The sequence below is a fragment of the Brevibacillus gelatini genome, from assembly GCF_050920745.1.
In the GTDB taxonomy this organism is placed as follows: Bacteria; Bacillota; Bacilli; order Brevibacillales; family Brevibacillaceae; genus Brevibacillus; species Brevibacillus gelatini.
Window position 1 is genome coordinate 2,459,712 of record NZ_CP154342.1, and the last position, 19,345, is coordinate 2,479,056.

24 protein-coding genes, 1 tRNA gene and 1 pseudogene are annotated in these 19,345 nt (G+C 51.7%); 9 read left to right on the forward strand and 17 right to left on the reverse strand.

Annotated elements, in window-relative coordinates; translation table 11 throughout:
* Positions 1-35 precede the first annotated feature (35 nt).
* The 6 genes from AAFJ72_RS11705 to AAFJ72_RS11730 all read right to left on the reverse strand — a co-directional run bounded on the left by AAFJ72_RS11705 (position 36) and on the right by AAFJ72_RS11730 (position 6,371).
* Positions 36-386, reverse strand: a complete 351-nt coding sequence (locus tag AAFJ72_RS11705; protein WP_432774107.1) for a DUF952 domain-containing protein — start codon at positions 384-386, stop codon at positions 36-38.
* Between the two features lie 30 nt (positions 387-416).
* Complete coding sequence (locus AAFJ72_RS11710; RefSeq protein WP_122906307.1) at positions 417-662, reverse strand: hypothetical protein; 246 nt, start codon at positions 660-662, stop codon at positions 417-419.
* A gap of 127 nt (positions 663-789) precedes the next feature.
* Positions 790-1,635, reverse strand: a complete 846-nt coding sequence (locus AAFJ72_RS11715; protein WP_432774108.1) for an ABC transporter ATP-binding protein — start codon at positions 1,633-1,635, stop codon at positions 790-792.
* 4 nt (positions 1,636-1,639) lie between these two features.
* Entirely contained in the window at positions 1,640-4,519 is a 2,880-nt protein-coding gene (locus tag AAFJ72_RS11720) for an FtsX-like permease family protein (RefSeq protein WP_432777180.1), read from the reverse strand.
* Between the two features lie 18 nt (positions 4,520-4,537).
* Positions 4,538-5,737 carry an efflux RND transporter periplasmic adaptor subunit gene (locus AAFJ72_RS11725; protein WP_432774109.1) on the reverse strand — a complete coding sequence of 400 codons (1,200 nt, stop codon included), beginning with the start codon at positions 5,735-5,737 and terminating at the stop codon, positions 4,538-4,540.
* Entirely contained in the window at positions 5,679-6,371 is a 693-nt protein-coding gene (locus AAFJ72_RS11730; RefSeq protein ID WP_432774110.1) for an ABC transporter ATP-binding protein, read from the reverse strand. The genes AAFJ72_RS11725 and AAFJ72_RS11730 overlap by 59 nt, the downstream gene beginning before the upstream one ends.
* Before the next feature lie 225 nt (positions 6,372-6,596).
* Here AAFJ72_RS11730 and AAFJ72_RS11735 point away from each other — a divergent pair, with 225 nt between their 5' ends.
* Positions 6,597-6,797 (forward strand): hypothetical protein, encoded by a 201-nt coding sequence (locus AAFJ72_RS11735; protein WP_432774111.1) that lies wholly within the window; start codon positions 6,597-6,599, stop codon positions 6,795-6,797.
* Between the two features lie 152 nt (positions 6,798-6,949).
* Positions 6,950-7,174, forward strand: a complete 225-nt coding sequence (locus AAFJ72_RS11740) for a hypothetical protein (protein ID WP_432774112.1) — start codon at positions 6,950-6,952, stop codon at positions 7,172-7,174.
* A 230-nt stretch (positions 7,175-7,404) separates the two neighbouring features.
* Here AAFJ72_RS11740 and AAFJ72_RS11745 read toward each other — a convergent pair whose 3' ends face one another.
* Positions 7,405-7,695, reverse strand: coding sequence for a YolD-like family protein (locus AAFJ72_RS11745; RefSeq protein WP_432774113.1), 291 nt, complete (start codon positions 7,693-7,695; stop codon positions 7,405-7,407).
* Positions 7,696-7,874: 179 nt separating this feature from the next.
* Complete coding sequence (locus AAFJ72_RS11750) at positions 7,875-8,849, reverse strand: bile acid:sodium symporter family protein (RefSeq protein ID WP_432774114.1); 975 nt, start codon at positions 8,847-8,849, stop codon at positions 7,875-7,877.
* Positions 8,850-9,100: 251 nt separating this feature from the next.
* Between AAFJ72_RS11750 and AAFJ72_RS11755 the strand changes: the two genes are divergently transcribed.
* Complete coding sequence (locus tag AAFJ72_RS11755; RefSeq protein WP_122906301.1) at positions 9,101-9,358, forward strand: hypothetical protein; 258 nt, start codon at positions 9,101-9,103, stop codon at positions 9,356-9,358.
* 90 nt (positions 9,359-9,448) lie between these two features.
* On the opposite strand, the gene AAFJ72_RS11760 is transcribed toward AAFJ72_RS11755, so the two are convergent.
* Positions 9,449-9,895 (reverse strand): YhcN/YlaJ family sporulation lipoprotein, encoded by a 447-nt coding sequence (locus AAFJ72_RS11760; protein WP_432774115.1) that lies wholly within the window; start codon positions 9,893-9,895, stop codon positions 9,449-9,451.
* 526 nt (positions 9,896-10,421) lie between these two features.
* On the opposite strand from AAFJ72_RS11760, the gene AAFJ72_RS11765 reads away from it, so the two are divergent.
* From AAFJ72_RS11765 to AAFJ72_RS11780, 4 genes are all read left to right on the forward strand, one after another.
* The gene (locus tag AAFJ72_RS11765; RefSeq protein WP_432774116.1) at positions 10,422-11,279 is read left to right on the forward strand and encodes a hypothetical protein; all 858 of its coding nucleotides are present in this window, start codon (positions 10,422-10,424) and stop codon (positions 11,277-11,279) included.
* Positions 11,280-11,362: 83 nt separating this feature from the next.
* Entirely contained in the window at positions 11,363-12,040 is a 678-nt protein-coding gene (locus tag AAFJ72_RS11770; protein ID WP_122906297.1) for an O-methyltransferase, read from the forward strand.
* A gap of 220 nt (positions 12,041-12,260) precedes the next feature.
* Positions 12,261-12,608 carry a YkgJ family cysteine cluster protein gene (locus tag AAFJ72_RS11775; protein WP_432774117.1) on the forward strand — a complete coding sequence of 116 codons (348 nt, stop codon included), beginning with the start codon at positions 12,261-12,263 and terminating at the stop codon, positions 12,606-12,608.
* Positions 12,609-12,928: 320 nt separating this feature from the next.
* Positions 12,929-13,126 carry a hypothetical protein gene (locus AAFJ72_RS11780; protein WP_122906294.1) on the forward strand — a complete coding sequence of 66 codons (198 nt, stop codon included), beginning with the start codon at positions 12,929-12,931 and terminating at the stop codon, positions 13,124-13,126.
* 83 nt (positions 13,127-13,209) lie between these two features.
* Here AAFJ72_RS11780 and AAFJ72_RS11785 read toward each other — a convergent pair whose 3' ends face one another.
* Positions 13,210-13,425: a hypothetical protein gene (locus tag AAFJ72_RS11785; protein WP_432774118.1), complete on the reverse strand. Its 216-nt coding sequence runs from the start codon at positions 13,423-13,425 to the stop codon at positions 13,210-13,212.
* Between the two features lie 261 nt (positions 13,426-13,686).
* On the opposite strand from AAFJ72_RS11785, the gene AAFJ72_RS11790 reads away from it, so the two are divergent.
* Both AAFJ72_RS11790 and AAFJ72_RS11795 read left to right on the forward strand, forming a co-directional pair.
* Complete coding sequence (locus AAFJ72_RS11790) at positions 13,687-14,175, forward strand: GNAT family N-acetyltransferase (protein WP_432774119.1); 489 nt, start codon at positions 13,687-13,689, stop codon at positions 14,173-14,175.
* 430 nt (positions 14,176-14,605) lie between these two features.
* A tRNA-Gly gene (locus tag AAFJ72_RS11795) sits at positions 14,606-14,679 on the forward strand.
* 90 nt (positions 14,680-14,769) lie between these two features.
* On the opposite strand, the gene AAFJ72_RS11800 is transcribed toward AAFJ72_RS11795, so the two are convergent.
* From AAFJ72_RS11800 to AAFJ72_RS11830, 7 genes and pseudogenes are all read right to left on the reverse strand, one after another.
* Positions 14,770-15,090: a hypothetical protein gene (locus AAFJ72_RS11800; protein WP_122906292.1), complete on the reverse strand. Its 321-nt coding sequence runs from the start codon at positions 15,088-15,090 to the stop codon at positions 14,770-14,772.
* A 73-nt stretch (positions 15,091-15,163) separates the two neighbouring features.
* Positions 15,164-15,729, reverse strand: a pseudogene (locus AAFJ72_RS11805) (thioredoxin family protein).
* A gap of 153 nt (positions 15,730-15,882) precedes the next feature.
* Positions 15,883-16,062: a YycC family protein gene (locus tag AAFJ72_RS11810; RefSeq protein ID WP_122906290.1), complete on the reverse strand. Its 180-nt coding sequence runs from the start codon at positions 16,060-16,062 to the stop codon at positions 15,883-15,885.
* Positions 16,063-16,224: 162 nt separating this feature from the next.
* Positions 16,225-16,419 (reverse strand): hypothetical protein, encoded by a 195-nt coding sequence (locus AAFJ72_RS11815; protein WP_122906289.1) that lies wholly within the window; start codon positions 16,417-16,419, stop codon positions 16,225-16,227.
* Positions 16,420-16,588: 169 nt separating this feature from the next.
* Positions 16,589-17,122 carry a TlpA family protein disulfide reductase gene (locus AAFJ72_RS11820; protein ID WP_122906288.1) on the reverse strand — a complete coding sequence of 178 codons (534 nt, stop codon included), beginning with the start codon at positions 17,120-17,122 and terminating at the stop codon, positions 16,589-16,591.
* 24 nt (positions 17,123-17,146) lie between these two features.
* The gene (locus AAFJ72_RS11825; protein WP_122906287.1) at positions 17,147-17,857 is read right to left on the reverse strand and encodes a cytochrome c biogenesis CcdA family protein; all 711 of its coding nucleotides are present in this window, start codon (positions 17,855-17,857) and stop codon (positions 17,147-17,149) included.
* Positions 17,858-18,104: 247 nt separating this feature from the next.
* Positions 18,105-19,331, reverse strand: coding sequence for an efflux RND transporter periplasmic adaptor subunit (locus tag AAFJ72_RS11830; protein WP_432774120.1), 1,227 nt, complete (start codon positions 19,329-19,331; stop codon positions 18,105-18,107).
* Positions 19,332-19,345 lie beyond the last annotated feature (14 nt).

A 19,345-nucleotide genomic window follows, 5' to 3' on the forward strand; every position in this document is an offset into this window, starting at 1 on the left:
GTTCGGCAAAAGCGGGGGTTGCACATGGCTTTGGATCAGCAAACAGACGGTCCGATATGCCACTGTCCGTCTGTTCTCAGCATGCGTCTCACATCCATGATCGCCTCGCGATGGAGCGGCCCGTAAATGTGCGGATAAAAAAGTCCGTCCTTCGCCTGCTCGTATTTCACGGGAGAAGGCGATTTTGTCTCATCCACGACGAGCACGTACAATTCTTCGTCGAATGCGCCATACACCCTGGCGGCCACCTTGCTGAGCAGCTCTTCGCCTTTCGTGGCGTGAATGAAGCCTTCCTGCTCATAGTCGCGGGGCAGGTAATGGTCTTTGTCCGCCCACTTCTCCCAATAGGCTTTCGGGCACAGGCAATAAATGATGGATGGCTGCATGATCTGTGTTCTCTCCCTTGTCGTACCGCTTTATTTTTTCCCCATCGCTTTGTTGAGATGGCGCATGGCTTTATCGAAAAACATCTGGTCGAAGGCACCCTGATCGAACTTCCATTCAATGAAATTTTTCAACGAATGAAGATCTACCCACGCATCCTTCGCTTGCGGATTGCGGTCAGGCACTTCGCCTGTGATCTCTCCCTCGTAGACCAGCCTGGCCATCTCAGACGGATGCATCCCGATCTGATAGGCGATCTGGTGTAGCGCGATTTTCATGGAATCCTCCTGCTTTTATCGGTTCTGGTATCGATTCTTCCTCTATTTTGCCAGTCTTTTGCCTCCGTGCCAAGCCCTGCTCTCTCGCGTAATAAAGGGGTTCTCTGCGGTACGCCCTTTTCAAAAGTCATTCTTCTGCCGGCAGTAGTACGATTCTTCCTTCCTCCCGCTCGATCCGCAGCTTCCCGCTCGCTCCGATCGCATCGAGATATTCGCGCGGAATCTGCACGCGACCAGCCTGATCCAGAACAGCCAGTTCCTCGTGCTCTTCCTCCTCCTGGGGCAAGTCGTCATTTTTTCGCCTTAGCAGTTCGCTGGATGTTTTGCCGTCCCGGATCGCCACTACCCGCTCCACCTTGCGAGCCAGGGCCATGTCATGGGTGACGATCACAATGGTCAAGCCAAGCGTCCGATTCAGCTCCTGAAACAGATCCAAAATGAGCGCTGCTGTCTTGGTATCCACGCTGCCGGTCGGTTCATCCGCGAGCAACAACTGCGGCTCGTTCGCCAGAGCGATGGCGATGGCGACCCGCTGCTGCTCGCCGCCGGACAACTCGCCAAGCCTGTTTTTTCGGCGATGGCCGAGCCCGACCAGATCAAGCAGTTCCACGGCTCTTTCCCGCTTTCGCTTGCCTGCAAGCAGCATGGGCAGTTCAACGTTTTGCTGCGCGGTCAAGTACGGTATCAGATTGCGGGCGTTGTTCTGCCATACGAAGCCGACCGTTCGCAAGCGGTACTGAACCAGCTCGCGGCCCGACATGCGGAACAGGTCTTTGCCAGCCACGTACAGCTTCCCCGCAGAAGGGCGGTCCAACCCTCCCAGCATGTTCAGCAGTGTCGATTTGCCGCTGCCGCTGTTGCCGATAATTCCCATCAGCTCTCCGCTTTCCACTTTCAGGTCCAGGCCTTGCAGCGCCACTACCTCCAGATCGGCTGCCTTGTAAATTTTGACCAGATTTTCGCAAACGATCACGCGATCAGTCCTCCCCCAGCTTCACAGCCTGATGAATTTGCATCCGGGACAGCATCGCACACAAAATCCCGACACCTGCCAGGAGCGTCAGACCGACGAATGAGTGGATCACCCATTCGTCCCCCCTGTTCGTCACGATCGCGAACGGAGGAACTTGCTGCTGCGCCTGCAAATACAGCCCGAGGGCAGGGAGAAACAGCAGATTGGCCAGCTTCCCTGCTGCCATGCCCATGATGAACGCCCAGCCAAACGTCAGCAGTTGCTCCCAGGCAAGAATGCGGGCCAGCTGACCAAACGGCATTCCCATTGCCCGAAATACCCCGTACTGCAGCTTGCGCGATCCTAGTGTCAGCACCCAGTACAGGATGTAGCCGAGAAACGTAATCAGCATCGACAAAAGAAACCCGAGTGTCAAAGAGCCATTCAGTCCCAGGTAAAAGGCACTGTTCTTGACCTCGATCAGCTTTTGCCTGGCGTTGTCCAGTGAGACGAGCTGAACATCGGAGGCGGCAAGCGCACCGTACAGCTCCTCCGAAGAAGCATCCGGCTTCATTTTGAGCCATACTTCATACGGTTCCACGCGCATTTTATCCTGCACAAACGGCAAATTCGCCACAATCAGATACGAATGCTCCCTCTTTCCATACGTTACCTGCTCCGGAACCGGGCTCCACCCTGGCCAGTAGTCGACGATGGCGTACACAATCACTTCGACCTTACGCGATTGCTTCCACCCGATCTCAATCGTCTGCCCTTCGGCTATCCCCAGCTGATCCGCGAGACTTCGCGAAATCACCACAGCACGCGGCTCCTTCGCCAAAAGATTCAAGTATTCGTTGAGATGGTGGGGCAAAAGAGTCGGTTTCCACCAGACCGTCTGTCCAAATTCCTTGGGGTCGATTCCCATCAGCGTCACTTCGGAAACCTTGTCTTCGTCATATTGCGCCTCGGCCAGTTCATTCATGTATACTTTGGCTGCGTGTTCGACACCGGGCAGCCGTGTGTAGGGCGCAAAATCCGGTTCCTCGTACTGAATCGGAGGCGCGTCAGAAACGTCAACAGCCGTGTCTGTCGCCTCTCCCCCGCTGCGCGGCCCCCGATGCAGCAGCACCTTCACCTCATCACTGTTCCAATCAGCCTGAAAGCGCACATCTGCACCGTTCCCGTAGCGAATCCGCTCCTCGGCGTTCTGGTTGATCGTCCGCGCCGTACTGGCACTGAACATCCCGACCGCTACCGTAATCGTGACGAACAGCATGAGAAACTGGTATTGCCGCGATGCCCTACCGACCTGGACCAGCGCGGTGTGCAAGGAAAGCGGCCAAATGCGTCGTCCCAGCCACTGCACCATCCGGATCAGCAAGGGATACAGCCTGAGACAAAACAGCCCGAATCCGAGCGCGAACAGCACGGGCACGAAAAAGAGCAGAAAATCGACAGAGAAAACGCCCGGCTCCCCGCTGTTGTTGCCCCCACTCGTGCTGCTGTTTTGGTAGGAATACCAGCCGTACCAGGAAATCAGCAGCAACCATACGTCGAAAAAAAGGCGGTGCCAGACCGATGTTCCCGTCATTCTGGCTGCTGCTTGCTTGTGGGTTACGATGTTTTGCCGCGTAGCCAAAACGACCGCACCCAGGATGAGCGCGATACAGGAAAGCACCGTCCAGCCGGCATAGGCAAACACCTCGCCATCCAGCGAGACATCCAGGCTGGTCCGGTTCACAAACTGGAGAAAACCGTTGGACACGCCAAGCAGTTGGCTTAATCCTACCCCTGCGAACGGGCCGATCAGCAAGGCGATCGCACCCAGCATCGCCAGCTCAACCAGGTAGATGGCAATCACCTGTATCCGCCCTGCCCCCCGGCTGCCCAGTACAGCAATCTCCGTTCGCTGCCGCTCCACAATCAATCCAGCCACCATGACCAGGTACAATCCGAGCATGACGAAAATAGGAATGTACAACGACCAGAGAATCGTCTTGAACTGCTGACTTTGTACCTCGTACTTGTTCACAATGCTGCTGACGGGAAAGTTGACGCTGAATTCCGACTTTTTCAACCCTTGCTTCTGCAGGTAGCCTTCGATGGCGGGCACGACGGACAAGAGCTTTTCCTTGTCGTTGACGCGAAACGATTGGTAGCGAAAGGCGACGTACATCCGCGCAGTCGATACCAGATTGTTTTCCTGCAAAAAAGTTTGGCGAAACAGCTCGTCATCCAGCACGAAGCCTTTGGAATATTCGCTCACAGCCGCGAACCAGTACGGATCGTTGCCCTCTTTTTCGGAAAAGACGCCGACCGGCTTCACCAGAATCTTCCGGGCCTCTGCTTGACCGCCGCTGTTTGGGGATAGTTCATAGACACTCCCCAGCACCATCTTTCGGTCTTTCAACGCTTTTTCCGTCACCAACGCCTCGTAGACGCCGTCGACTGGCGCTTTTCCTGGCAGCCGTCCATCGACCAGCTCGATATGCTGCGCAAGGCCGCTCAATGCGTAGAGGGGCGTCTCTTCCGCCTGTGCCGGACTTGCTTGCCCATGCCGGACGGCTGTAAACGGAATGGTCCGCAAGACTGTTACGCGGTCGTACAGCGGTACCCTAAGTGAATCGACGACCTGCTCATCCAGATAGGCCGACACCCGGTCAAACAGCTCGTCGTCCCGCTCGTGAAGCTCATTCCGGTTGATCGACACGAGCAATCCGCCAGGGAAATGCTTCACCGTCTGCTGGTAAGCTTCCAGCTCCTTCGTCAACAACCGCTGCAGCACGCCTGCCGTAAAAGCTGGTATGCTTGACACGAGGCCGACAGCTACGACCAGACCCAGCAACAGGCTGATGGCCAGCCAGCGGTTGTTCAACAGTTTCCGCATAATCATTTGCAACATGGCCACTCGCTGTTCCCCCTACTCCAAGATCACCAGCTGGCCCTCTGCCAGTCCGCTTACGATCTGAACCTGCGTGTTGTTTTGGATGCCGACCTCGACATCCACTTCTTTTTTCGTCTTGCCTTCCAGCACCTTGACGTACTGCCTGCCAGAAAATTCGTGGAGGGCTTGTCTCGGAATGATGAGCGCCTGCTCCTTCTGGTCCAGGATGACTTCAATGGTGACAGGAGTCCCGAGCTGGACGCCCTCCGGCAATTTGACAGGGGAAATGAGCAAGCTTCGCTGATACAGATCCGCCACCTCCTCCGGCAATCCGGAAGGGATGCTGCGCGGCGTCTGCACCACGATGCCTTGGGCCTCTTTTCCTCCCTGAATCGTCAAGGATACCTTCATTCCTTCCTGCACGTCCTTTAGCGCCTCCTTGTCCGGTGCGGAATAGAGCACGAGCAGCTTGGTCGGATCTCCGATGCTCACCAGTTTCTGGTAAGCTTCCACTTCGTCTCCCACCTGTACGTTGCTGACGAATAAGACTTTACCGTCGATCGGGGAGACGAGCTTGGCTTCCGTCCATCTGCTTTCAAGATTGGCCAGCTCAACCTGTTTTTGCTGCAAATTGAGCTTTGCCCGCTCCACCTGGTACTCCCGCTCTTTCGGATCCTGCAAAGCAGCCAGAGACAGCTTCGCCTTCTCCCACTCGATGGCGGCCAGCTTGGTCTCGCTCGCCTTAGCGTTCATTTCCGCCTTCTGCACATCAAGCTTGGCCTTCTCCACTTCATAGGGATTCCCGCGCTGGGCTTCCAACAGCTCCAGCTTCGCCTTGTCAACCTCGTAGCGCGCGGATACAATCTCCCGCTCCAGGTCAGCTGCGTCCAGCTCTGCCAGCACCTGCCCCTTTTTTACCTGGTCGCCGCTCTTGACGGAAAACGCTTTGAGGCGCAGCCCTTTTGTCTCCTTGAAAAACAGCTCCCGTCTGTCTGCCGTCGTGATCGTGCTGTTTCCCTTCACGCTCTTCACGATCGTCCCGCGCTCTACCTTGGCTACCTTGTACTGAACGGGAGCAGGCTCTACCAGCGGAGGAGCCAGAATCTGTTCCTCCTTGGGAAACAGCGAGCATCCGGACAAAAGCAGCGAAAAAGAAGTTGCAAGCCAGACAGCCCGCTTAGGAAATCGCATGCCGAAAGCCGCGGATACAACCATCTTCCAGTTCGTACACATCATCAGCTACCTCCATCACACTCGGATCATGAGTGGTCATCACAATACTCATCCCCTCTTCCTCTACCAGACTGCGGAACAGTCGGCTAATCACAAGCCCCATGCGGCTGTCCAGCTCCGCCGTCGGTTCATCCGCCAGCAGCAAAGCAGGCCGATGCGCGATTGCGCGGGCAATCGCACAGCGCTGCTGCTCGCCGCCGGACATTTCATACGGGCGATGCTGCGCGCGTTTCCCCAGGCCGACCCGCTCCAGTGCCTGCTCGACCCGCATTGCCCACTCTCTCGAAGATACACCGGACAGGCGCAGGCTGAATTCCACGTTTTCCGCCGCAGACATGAGCGGAAACAGGCCAAAAGATTGAAAAATAAAGCCCATGCGGTTTCTTCTAAGCCAGGTTCGCTCCTTTTCAGCCAGGCCGCCGATTTCCTTACCCTGAAAAAAGACTTCTCCGGCAGTCGGTCGATCCAGTCCGCCCAGCAAATTCAGCAGCGTCGTCTTGCCTGATCCGGATCTGCCCTTTAACACAACCAGCTTCCCAGCCTGCACCCGCAGCTCCACTCCCTGCAGGGCGCGAACAGCCGTCGGGCCAGATCCATAGAGGCGTTCCACCCCTTTTGTCTCTAAAATCGGCTCCATGATGACACCCCCGAAAGATTTGACTGAATATTAGGCTATTATCATAACTTAAAAAATAATTTAAATCGATAAAAATTAAATAAAACAATGTTAAGAATACAAAGAAAAATGCGTCCCAACAAAACCGGATTCGACGGAAAAACCAAAAGAAACTGAAACGATTGTCCCGTATATTCGTATACTCGAATATAAACCGATCCTACATGACAACCTGGAGTGATGGAGATGTTAAAAAAGCTATGGAAAAACTTACTGGATAATCACTCGACTTCTTCCCGCAAATACCGGAAATACAGCAGCAGCGACCTCAAATATCGCAAAAGATACAGTTCAGACCACGGATATCGTCACGGGCATGGGCACTCCCATTACGGCAGCTCCCACTACAAGCGGAAGTACACCAGCATGAGTTTTTTCAGTAGCTAACCGCCCGTTTTTTAAGGAATGAAACACTCTGTTTGCCTGGCAGCAGAGTGTTTTTGTTGTTCATCCGTCTATTCAGTTAACATAATAAACATTATGTCTTGTTATTGCCCACCCTTCCCCTATGCTACAATACGGAAAAGGAGCGTGCACACATGAACCCATCCAAATCGTTTTACTATACAGTCGATCAATCCATGGTCGATGAGTACAAAAAGATGCTCGACTTGATGAAAATTCCTTACACGATCGAAGCCCCTGTCGCTTTGCTGAGAGAGGGAGCCGATCAGTATTCGTTCGTGTTCCCGAACATGTCGGGCCGTCTGTACCAGATGGTGCGCAAGCTGTTCAAGGGTGAGGGCAAGCCTTATCCGCAATAGGCATGGTACGGGCAAAAAAAAGGACCCATTTCTGGGTCGAAGTTAGGAAGTGGAGAGAATGCATGCTATGTAATATATACTAACATAAAATGTCCGGTTGTCAAATTTATTTTGGCAATTTTCGCATCTTTCGTGTCAGTTTATGTTACGCGGCTTCTTTTTCTTCCTTCCCTATCAGAAAAAAGGAGGGCATATTCGCCCTCCCCGCTTCGTGTTTGACGCCGCCAAGCTCAGCCGCGAACATTCACGATCTGTTCCAGTTCAATCCATTCGCTTCTCTTTTCATTCACCAACTGAACTTTGCGCGATTGCGGATCGATCCACTTGACCACACCCCACATGCTCTGTGTGTTCCCGCACTCGCCGTCCATCGCGACCCACCAGCTGACGGTCACTGCATAATCCTCCCTGCCCGAATCCCGGAGCAAATACAAAAACGACTCGCGCTCCTGCTTCGTGACCAGCGGCGGAATTGTGCGCAGCCGGGAAGCTTGCCGTTTTGAGCTAGTTCCGATCCTCACGTGCCTCACCCTCGAACGTATGTTTGTGTAAATTATATACGAACATCATGCGAACAAGCAATAAAATCCTTAATCGAGGGCTTTAAGGAAAAACGACCGCGCTGTGGGGCCAGCATGTTCTGGCTTATTCGGTTATTCGCTTAGCTCCGTAAAAAAGCAGGATCGCTCTGCTTGCCAATCTAATGCGCGGCTTCCTGCACGATTTTTTTCGGCGTTTTTTCCACGATGTCCAAAAACTTGCCAAAGCTTGATGCGAGCGTCTGCTGAAACAGCATTCCAAGCACGACCGGCAACGCGACTGTCGCCGGAAAATACGTGATCGCCATGACTGCTCCCGCACTGATATTGCGCATCCCGCTATTAAAGGTCAAAGTCACGATCACATCGCGCTCCCAACCAAATAGTCTGGAGATCCACCAGCCAAGCAAATACCCCAAAATGGCGAGAAAAAGCACGACCAGCGCCATTCCCAGGAGCTTGACATCGAAGGCGTGAAAATAGTTCGCGACCATCGAGCTGTTAATCGCAACGACCACACCCATTCCGAGCTTGGAAAACGGAGCGAGCTTGGGAGCCAATGTCTGTTTGACCCTCCCTTTGGAAAAATGGTGCAGCAGCATCCCGACAAGCGACGGCAGCACAATCATGTAGAACAGCCCTTGCATCATTTCCCACGCATCCATTTCTACCTTGGCCCCGAGCAAAGCGTACATGCCAAACGGAACGACAAGCGGCGAGATCATCGTATCCAGCAAAATAATCGAGAGGGTCAGCGCAATATTGCCCATGTAAATCGACGACCAGAGAAAGCTGGAAATACCGGTCGGGATCAGAGCGGCCAGCAAAAAGCCCGTGACGACATGCATATCGTCCGGATAGAGCAAATTGGCCACTCCCCAGGCGATAAACGGCATCAGGGCATGTAAAATCAGCAGATTGACGACAAGAGGCAGCGGCCGCGTCATTACTTTGGCAAATTCCTTGAAGCCCGCTCCCAGGCTCCCGGCGAAAGTCATAAAGGCAAACACCCACGGCGACAAAAATGCATATGGTTGCAGATGAGTCCCTGCCAATACGCCAATCGCCACACTGCTTGGGGTGAGCAGCGGCATTATTTTTTCCAATGACTTGTTTACTTTTGCTAAAAGGTCCACATTCTTCACCTCAATTGGTTTTTCGCAAACAATCCACGGACAGTTTTCTCTGGTTGTGCTGGTTGTGCGAAAACCGCAAACGGATATTTCCGCTGCTAATTGTCCCATCCTCTTATATTACGCACGATGCAAGTTTATTTCCATAGTAAAGAGATAAACATGGTCTGAAAAACTGTCAAAAAAACGATTCTTCCTGCTGCATACTTCTCTCTCATCGGGTAAAGGCTAAGGCAAGGAAAGGAGGTATTTTTATGAACGGAATGGATTGGGTAGAATTTATCCGCAAAACCGAAGATAAAATGTACCACCTCCATCGGGCCATTGATGGGATTTGCAACGAGCCGGATTACAAAGAATCCGTTTCTGCCCTGACCGAAGTGGTAAGGGATTATAAAGCGCTGGTTGAAAAAGCAAAAGAAGAGCTGCGCAACGTCGACTTTCATCGGGATCGTGGTCGTGACCGAGATCATGAACGTGATCGGGAACATGATGATGACGAGCGCTATTAAACGAATCCAACTCCCATTTCCCGGGAGTTTTTCTTTTGCGCCGTAAAAAGCCTCGATCACCTTTCCGGTAAACCGAGGCCAAAAGCGCTGTTACCCTCTCATTTTCTTTTCCAGCTCTTTGCTTTCTTTTTTCTTCTTGCACGCTTCCTTGACATCGGTCGGCCACGGAGCACTGCTCATGGCTTGCAGGTCGGAAAACAGCCTCTTGTCGGAAGTGACGTGGATATTCGAATCCGGGAAAGCCTCCTTCAGCTTTCCTGCGACTTCTTTTTCAATCGACTCCAGCCGGAAGCGGTTAAAATTGCTCACCTTGATGGCAAGGTTCAAGTCTTTGTCAATTTGCACGGCTGCTGCTTCGTCGACGCCATTCACGCTGCCTGCAATCGCCTTTGCCTGCTCTTCCCATTGGGTATAGCGGACAGGCGCCGGTGTACACAATGGCTCCGCGTCGTTTTTCTTCTTGGTTTGCGCGCTGTTATTGCCTGTGCAGCCTGTAATCGCCAAAGTCAGCATCAAAATAGCAAGGATCGCTCGCATGCAAAACACCTCCAGACCAATCTACCCTTTCTTTAGGATGACCGGAAATGAAGCGTGTATGAATGCGCGATCCTTCCATGGCGGGTTCTTGCCAGCGAACGAGCGAACCGCTGCTATTGATGATCCTTTTTTCATTCCATAAAAAAAGCGGTGACTCCTCTGCCTTTTTGAGCCACCGCAGACCCCAAGAACATTGTGAGTCCTTGTATAAAATATACCATAAACGTTGAAAACGCGATAGGAGATCACTGGATGACCCTTTACAAAAAAAATCCCAGCCGCAACATCGGGCTGGGGCGTACGGGGTAGTACGCATAAGTTATACGTGAATGATTTCATCATATAGGATGTTCGGCCCGGTAACAACAATCACATTTAGGTAATAGTACCTATGTCTGGAACAAAAAAAAGCGCCGACCTGTCTGCAAAAATTCAGTCGAACGCATCCCCAAGATGGATTATACTAGTTAGCTTGGATTACATTTCTATTATCTCCGGGATTGGACGATAATACCATGCGAAAATAATGGTAACAGACGCAATTGTTTCCTCTCTTCATTCATGCACCATTATTTCCCAAGCAATGGGATTATGTTACAATAAACGAGGTGATTACGATGCTCCTTTTGTTTCGCTTCATTTTGGAAATCATTCGCATCCTGATTTGGATGGCGATATTCCTTGCAGTGACAAGTCCGGTGGTCACTTTGTTTTTTCCGCAGTCATCCTCTGGAGAAAGCATTGTTTTGGCGCAGGCAGCCCTGTTTCTGCTTTACTTCATTTTTTACCGCAATCGGCTGCAACAGTCCGGCTGGTTCCCAAGCAAACACAACCAACCACTATCCAGGCGGGCTACCGCTCTGCTCTACCTGAATGCAGCCACATGCTTTTCCGCCGCCATCTTCATGTCTTATCATCATTAATTCGATCCGGACAGAAAGCAGGTGAAAATCTGATGACCGCAAAACTTGCCTATACACTCAGCGCGATCTTTTTTCTAGCCAGCGGATTCCTTTATACACTCGAAAGAATCCTCGCTTACTACATCTGGATCGGGCAAATGCAGGCCGCCTCTGCTACCGGGCAATTTCCGACGCTGCCGGAACTTCCCTCCCTTTTCACCAACGGCTTTGTCACCTTTTTTCTGGCAGCAAGCCTTTTTCTGTTGATCGTCGGTCTGATTTTATCGACTGACAAGCAGCCATTTATCCAATCCGATGAATCGAGCGGTCCGAAGCATGCCGGAGATGCCGCACTTCCGCTCACGCCTGGTCAGGTGGCCGGGGAACAAACCGCTAGCAAACAGCCAGGTTATTTGCTGTACGCCATCATCGCGTTCCTGGCCTTGTTCATTCTCGTCGGCATTCTGAATGTTGTGCGTTGAGCAAAAGCTTGTTGAATTTCCAGCATTCGAATGAATATACTTTTGTGGCATGCTCATTTTCCTAATTATAAAGGAGTGGAACGATGAATCGCGATCAATGGATAGCTGTAGACGACTACTTTTCCCGGCAATTGATTTCAGCAGATCCCATCCTCGACGCGGCGCTGGAGAGCAACGCCGCTGCTGGCCTCCCGCCAATCGATGTCGCGCCCAATCAGGGGAAACTTCTCCATCTGCTGGCACGCATTCAGGGAGCGCGGACGATTTTGGAGATCGGGACACTTGGCGGCTATAGCACGATTTGGCTTGCCCGCGCCTTGCCCCACGACGGTCGGCTCATCACGCTCGAAGCGGAGCCAAAGCATGCCGAGGTGGCCAAAGCCAATATCGCTCGTGCCGGACTTGAATCAGTGGTCGAGATCAGGCTTGGAGACGCTTTGGACAGCCTGTCTGCGCTCGCCAATGAAAATTGCGGGCCGTTTGACCTCATCTTCATCGATGCCGACAAGAAAAACAATCCCGCCTACTTCCGCTGGGCGCTGAAGTTTTCGCGAAAAGGCAGCGTCATCATCACCGATAACGTGGTGCGCAATGGAGCCGTGATCGACGAAACAAGCAGTGATCCAAACATTGTCGGCGTCCGGCAATTCACGAATCTGGTGGCAAACGAGCCTACAGTCAGCGCGACCGCCATTCAAACGGTCGGAAGCAAAGGCTACGACGGCTTTGTCATCGCGCTGGTAACAGAAGACCCACGTTAACGAACCGTACAGGCATCCTGTAAAGAAAACCCGTTGTTGCGCTTGCTGCAAAGACGGGTTTGACTTATTTTTCTTGTGCAAACGGCAGTTTTACATCAAATGAATATTGACAAAATTATATATTTTTGATATAGTTAAATTTTTGTTTACAAACCAAAACAAACCTTTCATACTATTCTTTACAAAAAAAGCAAAGAACAGATTGAAAGGTTGTGCTTTTGTGAATACATTGCCATGCCAAGGTTGCAAAGGCTTGTGCTGCGGTCCGGTTCCGATCACGGAAAAGGAGCGTACGAACATACATAAGAAGCTGAAAGCCATTCCGAAAAAGCTGCGCGAAAACCTGGAGCAGCAGCCCCGTTTTAGCGGAACCTGTATTTTTTATGACATGAACAAAGACCAGTGCGGCATTCATTCGTTTCGCCCGGAAATTTGCCGGATGTTCGGCTATTACGAAGACCTCGTCTGCTTTCGCAAGCCGGAGTTGGCTACGAAAGGAAAGGTCACGATGAAAGAAAAGTACATCGGCCTTTTGAGCATTGATTTTACGTGGAAAGATTTTCGCTGACACGGTGGCTTGTCGACGCACATCGCTCTCCCTCTCCTGTAACCAAAAATATCCAGGAAACGTATCGTTCATAGGGAGGGAGGCTTCGCCTATGCTCGACACTATCATAAACAATGGGTTCCTTTTGCTGCTTTTCGTTAGCTGGGTTGTGATTGTCGCATCACCGTCTTACCGGTTCAGATGGCTTGTTTTCCTGACAGTCGGTTTGTTCCTTTTGCTATACTTTTGGATATATTTACCAATCGAGGATGAAGCACATCGAGTAGGACACTAGCCATAAAAGCTTGCCAGACAATCAAATTGCAGGAGGTGTCACCCGCGTGGGACCGTTCATCGGCTTCGCCCTGCTCGCTTTTTTGGCCATCACGCTTTTTCTCGCGGTCGAAAGGCTGATCGAGCGCAGCCTGTCCACCGACAGCTTTCTGGCAGGCACGCTTTTGAAAACGATGCTGTTTCTCATGGTCTGTGCGCTCGTCTATGTGGCATTGCCATGGTTTAGCGGCCTGTTTGCTTTCTGAGGTATTTTGCACAAACAGGATGCTCGGCGAAGCTGCATGAGAGCTTGCCTGCGCATCCTGTTTTGACGAACTGCACCAGCGGTTTAGTTTTGTTCATGTCTCCTGCTCTCCAGCAACTGGGCGAGCTTTTGATTCCGCTCGCGGTCAAGCTGTATTTTTTCTTTCATGAAACGAAGCACTTTCACGATCGCATAAATGACGAACGCGTAAAACAGCAGCGCCGGAAGAAAAACGATTAATTGGACCAACATCGTACCCCATTCCACAGAAACAGCGCCAAAATCCAGCACAATGCCCATCCCCTTTCTCTCTGTGTAGACGATTTACATTTACTGAAAGCTGTATTTCCAAAAAACAGCATGCTTTTTCATGTTACCACTATCTGCTAATTTTTCAAGCAATCTTCACTCTGTCATGAGTTTACACGCGCTGTCCAAACCAAAAGATGGTACAATGATTTGAAGTGCTGTATTCGCTCTTTTTCATGCCTGCTATCCTGCCCAAATGCTTTCAAGCTTTGCAGTATAGTGCCTTCATGCAACAATCAAAGGGTGGTAACTATGTTCAAAATCAGAAACGTCAAGATGGAAGATTTGCCACAGCTTGTCGCCATCGAACAGCTTTGTTTCTCAGAAGAAGAGGCTGCAACGGAAGCGGCTTTTACAAAGCGGATTCAGATGATCCCGGACAGTTTTTTTGTCGCGGAAGAGAACGGGGAAATTGTCGGGTTCGTAAATGGGCCCGTCATTGAAACTGTCTATATTACAGATGATTTGTTTCGTCATAGTGAAAAAAATCCGGCAACGGGCGGGCACCAAAGCATCCTGGGATTGGCGGTCCACCCGCGATTTCAAAACCACGGCATCGCCTCAAAGCTGCTGATGCATCTGGAAAAAGAAGCGAGATTGAGACAGCGTGAAACGATTACGCTGACATGCAAGGAAAACTTGATTGGCTATTACGAGAAGTATGGATACATAAACAAAGGCATCTCCAGTTCTGCACATGCCGGAGAGATTTGGTACAATATGGTAAAGGAATTGTCATAAGCCGTTGAGGATCAGTTATGATGATAGAACGAATGAATAAGCCAGTTAATACACGGCATTAGGGGATGCCTCAAAAGGGCAGTTCCACTAACGTTCATAATTAGAAGCTTGGCTATATCAACATTTCTGACGAACAAAAGGGGCGTCCTCGAATTCGAAAAAGCGACCTCTTGAGACAGCCCCTTGCCCTTGTTCACCCTAGCCGTTGACACCAGGAGCTATGGCTGATGCTGACAACTTGGGGCTTATCATTGCTTCCCAAAGGCTGTATCCTCCGACCGCCAGTATGCAAAGCGAGCAGGCTGCGAAGGAATCGCCGGACATTTTATTTCCCGCAGCAAGCCAATTATGGATAACTTTCCCTTGACTTCGAGGGGCCAGTTGTTATAATAAAGGATGTAACCTAACGTCCGGCCAGACATTTTGTCTTGCGGGTGTAGTTCAATGGTAGAACTCTAGCTTCCCAAGCTAGCAGCGTGGGTTCGATTCCCATCACCCGCTCCATACATTTGCTCATGAAAACCTTGCTGATGCAAGGTTTTTTCTATTTGCCAGGCTACTGCACTTTCGAGCAGCCACTTTCACGTAGCTGCTTCACCCTTTTTCCTGAATTCCCGTCTGCTGCAAAATTTCCTCTGCCCACTGCTGGAAGACGGCGAGAGCTTGTTCCACCTCCGCAAAATGACATTGCTCCTCACAGACGTAATCAGGAAATTCCAAAATGCGGTTTTTGCGGATCAGCACTTCGCCTGCCTCGCACTTGATCTCCAAAAAATACGGCACGGACTCGTCGATGCCGAAGCGATTTTCCATAAACTCGTACGTGCGCACCCACTCCAAAATTTGCACCTCGGAGGGCTGCAGGCGCAAAACCTGCTCCAGCGACATGATCGTTTCGTTTCCATAATAGTGCATGCGATTCTCAGCCTTTCTGAATGAAAATGGACGGAGCCGCGACTCCGCCCTGCATTCGTCCTTTTTGCTTTCCCTAAATCGCGGAAAGCAGCTCTTTCAATTCCTTGACGATGACTTGCTGGTAGCCGGTTCCATCGCCGTACTGCTTGAGCATTTCCGCACGCGCTACCTTGATTTTTTCTTCGTAGTCCGGCGCGTTGCGGTCCGGATTTTGCTGTTTGAATGCGGTCATGACTGCCTGGACGTGACTTGGACGCGGGCCCCATTTGGCGAGCACATGTCCGCCTGTGTCCGCAAAAATAACGACCGGGATCGCGCGGCCGCCCATCGTCAAAAATTCATCCATCAGGTCGAGGTGCTCTTCCATGACCATGATTTCTACCGGCATCTCTGTTTCTTTCAGTACGTGGAGAACACGGGCAGGTTGCGGACCACATCTCCGCACCAATCTGCGGCGAGAATCAGGCATCTGAGGTCATCGCGATGTTGCAGCGAGGCAAAAAACGCCCGGTCCTGTTCATCTGCCCATTCAAACGCTTCCGACCAGCTTTGGAAAGCCTCCTGATTTTTGGTCATGCCATCGACGAACGCTTTTGGCGTCAATCCCGTGCGAAACTTATGTGCGACATTTGCAGCCATTTTCTTGCCTCCCGTATATGTATCTGGACTTGCTCCAGTATCTTTTCTACAACAGCGGCAAAAGTCCTTTTCCTGGAAAAACGTCTCGCCGTTTTTCCTCCCGGTGATGCGAGCAGTGTGCCGTCGATAAACGCGACGCTGGCTTGTTTTCGCTTACTCGGCTTTGCCAGGCTCTTGCTTGTCCGCCTTGTCCGCTTCCTGCTCCTGTTTGGCCAGCTCCATCATTTTTTGCATCAGAATGTGTTGCGGCATGTGCATGAGCCGCTCCAATGGAACATTCAGCGCTTCGGCAAGCTTCACTGCGGTTTCCGGCGATATTGGCAAGGGACGCATGAAAACAGCTCCTTTCCGTTATGAAATGCGGTCTTTTCAGTATAATACATGGCGTACGAAGCCGCCAGAGAGTGGACGGACTGTCCCCATTCAAAAAGAGATAATCCTCTGCTGCTGCATTTGGCAGAGATTATCTCCCGGCGACCTCGTACCTGTTTTCGCTTACGCCTTTGGTTTGGTAAGAATACAGGGCACCCCTTTTCCAATCGCGCCAGGCTGAGACATGTGCTCCAAATACGCCAAGCCGCGCGCGCATTGCTGCTTGCACGCCTGACATGTACTGGAGGTCACGATTTTCAAATTGAGCTGGTGGGGGTGTTGCCGACTGTTTTTCTTCTTTTTTTTGCCCTTGGCCATCTGATCCCTCCCTTTGCCCTGGTTCACTCCAGTCTATGAGGCAGAGCACCCCTGTTCTTTAGGCACATATACAAAACGGGATGGCTGCGGGCAAAATGGGCCGGCCCTCGCTGCAAAAGAAAACCGCCGGGCAGTTCAAGTGTGCGCCAGCGGTTCGTATGTCGTTTCGTTACTTTTCCTCTTTCTGTAGCTGCCGAAGCTCCAATTCCAACGTTTTTGCGTCAATCATTCCGATGATTTTTTTACGGACAATGCCTTGTGCGTCGATCAGGTAGGTCGTGGGAAAAGCCTGCACGAGGTAACGGTTGGCCACCGAACCGCTTACGTCCATCGGGATGGGAAAGGTCAGCTTGTAAGACTGTACGAAGGCTTGCGCGGCCTCCGGGCTGTCACTGCTCGTCACGTTTACCCCGTACATGTCAATCTGTCCACCGTACTTCTCGTAAATCTTCTGCAAATCGGGCGCTTCCATCCGGCATGGCCCGCACCAAGATGCCCAAAAATTGAGAAGTAGCGGCTTGTCCCTTTTTCCCTCTACCTTGTACGTCTGGTTGTCCAGACCTGTCAAGGTAAAGTGAGGGGCCACGAAGCCGACTTCCGGTTTCTGAACATCTGCTACGACTGGCGCTGATGGCTGGGGCTTTTCCCAAACCGCAATTCCTGAACCCGCAAGCACCAGCACCGCCAGCAACAGCTTTTTCATCTCGTCACCTCTGCATGACTGGTCTTAAAATCCTGTAAAGCCGCCGAACAATTGAATGAGCACGCGTGTAATGTCTGTCAGTTTGTCCGTGTACAGCAGCACACCGAACAAAATCATCATGCCGCCGCCGACTTTCATGAATTGATCCGAATACTTGACGATCGCGCTCACTTTACTGATGAAGAACGTCATGACGAAGAAAGGAATGGCAAACCCGAGTGTATAGGCCAAGGTGTACGTCAAGGCACGGGACGGATCCGTGACTCCAAGCACGATGATGCCGGAGAGAATCGGCCCGACACAAGGCGTCCATCCGGCAGCATAGGTCATTCCCACCAGTATGGACCCAGTATACCCCAAAGGCCGCGATTTTAAATCGATCTTGAACGACCGCATCATCCAGTCCATTTTAAACACTTGCAGCATGACAAGGCCAATGACGACGAGCAAAATCCCGCCAAGCTGCCGGATCAAGTCCTTTTGGTTCGAGAACAGATTGCCAATCCACGAGGTGGACAGTCCCAGGGCGATAAAAACAACGGAAAAACCGATGATGAAAAATAGCGTATGTAAAAGGGCCTGTTTCTGGAAGACGGTTCTCCCTTTTTTTACTTCATCCACCGTCACCCCGGTGATATAGGACAAAAAGGACGGATAAAGCGGCAGACAGCAAGGCGAAATAAACGAGAGAAACCCCGCCGCAAACGCCAAAAACACCGTAAGATTCCCAGTCATATGTACCTCCGAATGGTTGTTTCATCCACTATATTCCTTATTGTAGCGAATCTTTCGCTCCTTCAAAAGCAAAAGTGGCACTTTGCCTTAAATCCGTGACATTTGCAACTCCAACATCCAGATGATCTGGGCAAAGGAAATTCAGCCGTGTCGAATGTACAGGGCCAAACCTCACATGCCCGAATCAACGTCATACGAAAAAAGAGACGGACATCGCTCCGCCTCTTTTCTCCCTTGCTCTATTTTCCTACTGAATGCTTACCTTGCTGCCATCCTTCAACAGTGTAATTCCGGTCACTACTACTTTGTCGCCTTCCGCCAGACCGCTTGTGATTTCGATCTTGTCGCTCGTCGATTTACCGGTCACTACCTCTACCTGCTTGGCAATGTCGCCTTCAAGCTTGAACACGTATTGCTTTCCGTCACGATCAAAGACCGCTTTGCGCGAGATGACGAGAGCTTTCTCACCGCTCGCACCATCGGATGGGAACGTCACGTTGACGACCATGTCGGACTTCAGCTCGTTGGATGGATTCGGGATCGTAATTTCAACGGGATACGCCTTGAGCGCGGAATCCATCACAGGGCTGACTGCCGTTACTTTGGCATCAATCGTTTTTCCCGTTGATTGCACGTTCACTTTTACGACGGTACCAACTTTGACTTTCGTAATATCCGCTTCGGACAGGTTCGCTTTTACGAGCAACGGGTTGGTGTTGACTACCACGACGACTGGCTGCTGCCCGGCCATTTGACCGACCGCGCCGTTTACGCTGGAAACATATCCGTTGATCGGCGAAGTAACCGTCGCGTTCGCCAGTTGCTCGCGGGCATTTTGCAAGCTGACCTCGGCCTGTTTCACCGAAGCCGCCGATACTTGCACGTTCGCTTTTTGCTGGGCGACCTGCAAGCTTTGCTGCGCGTTGTCATAAGCCGTTTGCGCGTTGGTCAGTTGCATGTTCGCCTGCTCCATTTGCTGGGCGGAAATCGCTCCCTGCGTAAACAACTGGTTCATCCGCTGCTGGTTGAGCTTCGCATCAGCCAAAGCGGCTTCCGCCTGTTTCAGTCCGTTGCGCGCTTGGACCAGTCCCTGATCCGAGCTGCTTCCGGCCTGATTCAAGCTCGCCTTGGCAACTTCGTATGCCGCTTCCGCCTGTTTGACACCGTTCACCAGATCTTTTTCATCCAGTTTGAACAGCACCTGACCTTTTGTCACATACTGACCGAGCTGCACAGGCAGCGAGGTAATCTTTCCGCCTACTTTCGGCGAAACCTGCACCTCTTCACTCGGCGCCAGTTTCGCCGTAAGGCCGGACTCTGTAGTGACAGTGCCGGTGGCGACTGTCTCGATCTGTACAGGTGTTGCCGATTCCACCGTTTCTGCCTGCGGTGTCTCCGCTTGCGGGCTGGAACAACCTGCCACGAGGCTTACAGCCAAAACGGCCAGTATGACGGGTTTTATGCTAAGTTTCATGAATGTCCCTCCTC